Annotated in this window: 4 protein-coding genes; 3 read left to right on the forward strand and 1 reads right to left on the reverse strand. The window is 60.6% G+C overall.

Annotated elements, in window-relative coordinates; translation table 11 throughout:
* The coding region (locus NUW23_15625) for a TGS domain-containing protein (protein ID MCR4427585.1) at positions 1-197 on the forward strand (197 nt) is incomplete at its 5' end.
* A gap of 150 nt (positions 198-347) precedes the next feature.
* On the opposite strand, the gene NUW23_15630 is transcribed toward NUW23_15625, so the two are convergent.
* A complete protein-coding gene (locus NUW23_15630) occupies positions 348-1583 on the reverse strand; it encodes a dicarboxylate/amino acid:cation symporter (protein ID MCR4427586.1) in 1236 nt (411 codons plus the stop codon).
* A 202-nt stretch (positions 1584-1785) separates the two neighbouring features.
* Between NUW23_15630 and NUW23_15635 the strand changes: the two genes are divergently transcribed.
* Entirely contained in the window at positions 1786-2292 is a 507-nt protein-coding gene (locus NUW23_15635; GenBank protein ID MCR4427587.1) for an NAD(P)H-dependent oxidoreductase, read from the forward strand.
* Between the two features lie 9 nt (positions 2293-2301).
* On the forward strand, positions 2302-3225 hold a 924-nt coding region (gene pepT, locus NUW23_15640), incomplete at its 3' end, for a tripeptide aminopeptidase PepT (GenBank protein MCR4427588.1).

Consider the following 3225-nt stretch of genomic DNA (forward strand, 5'->3'; position numbering starts at 1 on the left):
GCTGTGATGTGGATCGCACCGCTCCTTTCGTCCTTAGGTCAGGCGGGACCGTCGAGGACCTCGCCGCCGCTATTCACCGGGACCTGCCGTCAAGAATGAAGAGTGCTCGAGTCTGGGGTTCCGCGAAGTTCGAAGGGCAGTCTGTTCCGAGAGATCACGTTCTCCGGGACGGGGACGTTGTGGAATTCCACTCTTGAGCAAGCAGCTGATTCTCCGGACTCACCCCGGGGAGCGTGAAGGGCTGAAGGCGGGCTGCGAAGCTCGAACCTGGGCCCGAAGCCCGATTCCCGTGGGGGAAGCGGGCTTCGGGCGCGCGAAATCCTGGAAGATCTGGGCCGCTGCAGTGCCTATGCTGGGACGGACTTGGTCTTCGTTTCAACCACCGCGAGTTCGCCTTCAGTTGAGGCCACGAATACGGAAGCCGCGGCGTCTCCCGTGATATTGACTGTAGTCCGCGCCATGTCGAGGATCCTGTCGATTCCGGCTATCAACGCGACTCCCTCGAGAGGGAGCCCAACGGAGGTCAGAACCATCGTGAGCATGATCAGCCCCGCTCCTGGAACACCAGCAGTGCCGATCGAAGCCAGCGTCGCCGTAAGGACTATCGACAGTTGCTGCCCGAGGGTCAGGTTCAAGCCGTAAACCTGCGCCACGAACAGTGCACACACACCCTGGTACAGTGCGGTTCCGTCCATGTTGATCGTTGCCCCGAGCGGAAGGACGAAACTCGACACGCCCTTTTTCACTCCGAGGTTCTCTTCAACACACCGCATCGTGACGGGGAGCGTGGCGGAACTGCTCGACGTGGAGAACGCGACAAGCTGTGCGGGAAGGATGCCTCGGAAGAACGCGACCGGGCTGATCCGGCCGAACGTCGAGACGGTCACTGAATACGTGAGGGCCATGTGCAGGATGCAGCCGAGGTAGACGGCGATGATGACCTTGACGAACGGGAGCAGGACAGAAGCCCCGTACTTGCCGACGGTCGTGGCGATCAACGCAAAGACGCCGTAAGGAGCTACCTCCATCACGATTGCGGTCATCCTGTACATCACCTGGGCGAAACTCTCAGCAACTTCGAGGACCGGCTTGCCGCGGTCACCCACCAGGGCTATTGAGATGCCGACGAAGAGCGCAAAGACTATGATCGGGAGCATCTGCACCTTGAGCATAGCGTCGAGAGGGTTAGCCGGGAAGATCCCGAGGATCGTGTCAAGAATGCTGGGAGCCTTCTGAGCCGAAGACGTGGCTGCCCCGACATCTATGGTGAGCCCAGAGCCGGGCCTGATGATGTTGGCGAGGATGAGCCCGATGAGCACTGCCACCGCCGTTGTCACCAGGAAGTATGCCACAGTTTTTCCGCCCATCCGGCCGAGCTTTCTCACGTCTCCCACTCCGGCGGCGCCGGCGACAAGAGACGCGAACACCAAGGGAACGATGACCATCTTGATCAGAGTCAGAAACAGGTTCCCAAGTGCCAGAAGCAAGGATGACGAGGAGGCACTCTCACGGAAGATCAAACCGACAAGCACACCGAGGACCAGGCCTATCAGGATCTTCTGATAAAGCTTCAGGCCTTTCAACAGGAACAACCTCCTCCAGGTTATTGTGGATGGCCCAGATCGTCCAGTGGCAGCAATATTCGACACATGTCGTGCCACCACCTGCCAAGGTCAGTGGGGAAGTGCAGGTTGGTCCATACCCGCTGGGAGCAGGTGCCGGGCAAGATGCGTCGAAATCGACATGAAGTCGGTCCACGCCGGATACAACTAGGAGGAGTGCGAAATGAGAGTGCTCGTGGTGTACCACTCCAGGGCTGGCGCGACACACCAACTTATGCAGGCAGTCCGTGGGGCGCTCGAAGCTCGTGGCCACAGGGTGGAGTCCCACAGGCTCGAACCAGTCAGACCCGCTGATTACCTAGCCTGCGGGTGGGGGGCGTTACGCCGAAGGCAGGCACCACTTGCCAAGGACCCTCCGAAGTCCCTCATGGCCTATGAACTCATACTCATAGCCGGGCCAGTCTGGGCCGGAAGGACTCCACCCGAGCTCAACACCTTCCTTGACAACCTTCCCGATGCCATCGGAAGGAGATTCGGCGTTTTCGCCACCGCTGGTTCAGGAAGGGCGGACGGATGGCTTCGATCTGCCAAGAACAGAGTGGAGAGAGCGGGCGGGATGATCGTGTACGAGGACTGCGTCAAGCGGTCAGTGGCCACCAAGCCCTCTGACTGCGCCCGACGTGCGGGCGAGATAGTAGACCAGCTTCTGAGACCTTCAGTCTGGTCGTAGGGGGTTGCCATGGTGACTAGAGAGGAGCTCATGGCGGAAGGCCTTGTGCAGAAGTTCATCCGGTACATCAAGGTGGACACGGAAGGCTTTGAGCAGGCACACGAGATACCCAGCTCCGACGGGCAATGGAAACTCGCGAGGATGCTTGCATCGGAACTCTCAGAGATCGGCCTTTCCGACGTGGAAGTCGACGACCATGCGTTTGTGACAGGCCGGCTTCCCTCAAACCTTGCGGGACGTGCACCTGCGGTCGGGTTCATCGCCCACATGGACACAGTGCCGGGTGTGCCGGGCGCGGGAGTGAAACACGTCCTGCACCGCTCGTATGACGGAGGCGACATCGAGGTTGCTCCGGGAACCGTCTTGAGCCCCCGCGATACTCCGGCGCTTGCGAAAGCGGTGGGCTGTGACATCATTACCTCGGACGGGACCACTCTCTTGGGAGCGGACGATAAGGCGGGCGTCGCCGAGATCATGCAGGCCCTGGTGGAGATGGTCAAGGACCCGGGCCATCCGCACCCCGATGTATGGGTGGCGTTCACCCCGGACGAGGAGACCGGGCGAGGAATCGCACACTTCCCCAAGAACCGGTTCGAAGCGCGGATCGCATATACTCTCGACGGCGGGGACCTGGGCGAACTCCAGTTGGAGACCTTCAACGCCATAAACGGAGTAGTCATCGCCTACGGGATCTCGAGCCACACAGGCACTGCCAGGGGGAAGATGGTCAACGCGGTCCACCTCGCGGCCGAAGTGATCGCCTCAATACCCGCCACTTGGAGGCCTGAGACGACGTCAGGCCGGGAGGGGTTCATCCATCCAAACGACGTCGAGGGAAATGTCGAGCGGGTCCGGGTGAAGGTAATCATAAGGGACTTCGACCGATCCGGCCTCGAGCTCAGGGAGAGAGCTTTCCTGGATACCTTGCGCGGG

The organism is Bacillota bacterium (assembly GCA_024655925.1).
In the GTDB taxonomy this organism is placed as follows: Bacteria; Bacillota; DTU025; order DTU025; family JANLFS01; genus JANLFS01.

Bases quoted from the DNA above. Each gene is read 5' to 3' on its own strand.
- NUW23_15635 (MCR4427587.1), top strand. From the start codon at position 1,786: ATGAGAGTGCTCGTGGTGTACCACTCCAGGGCTGGCGCGACACACCAA.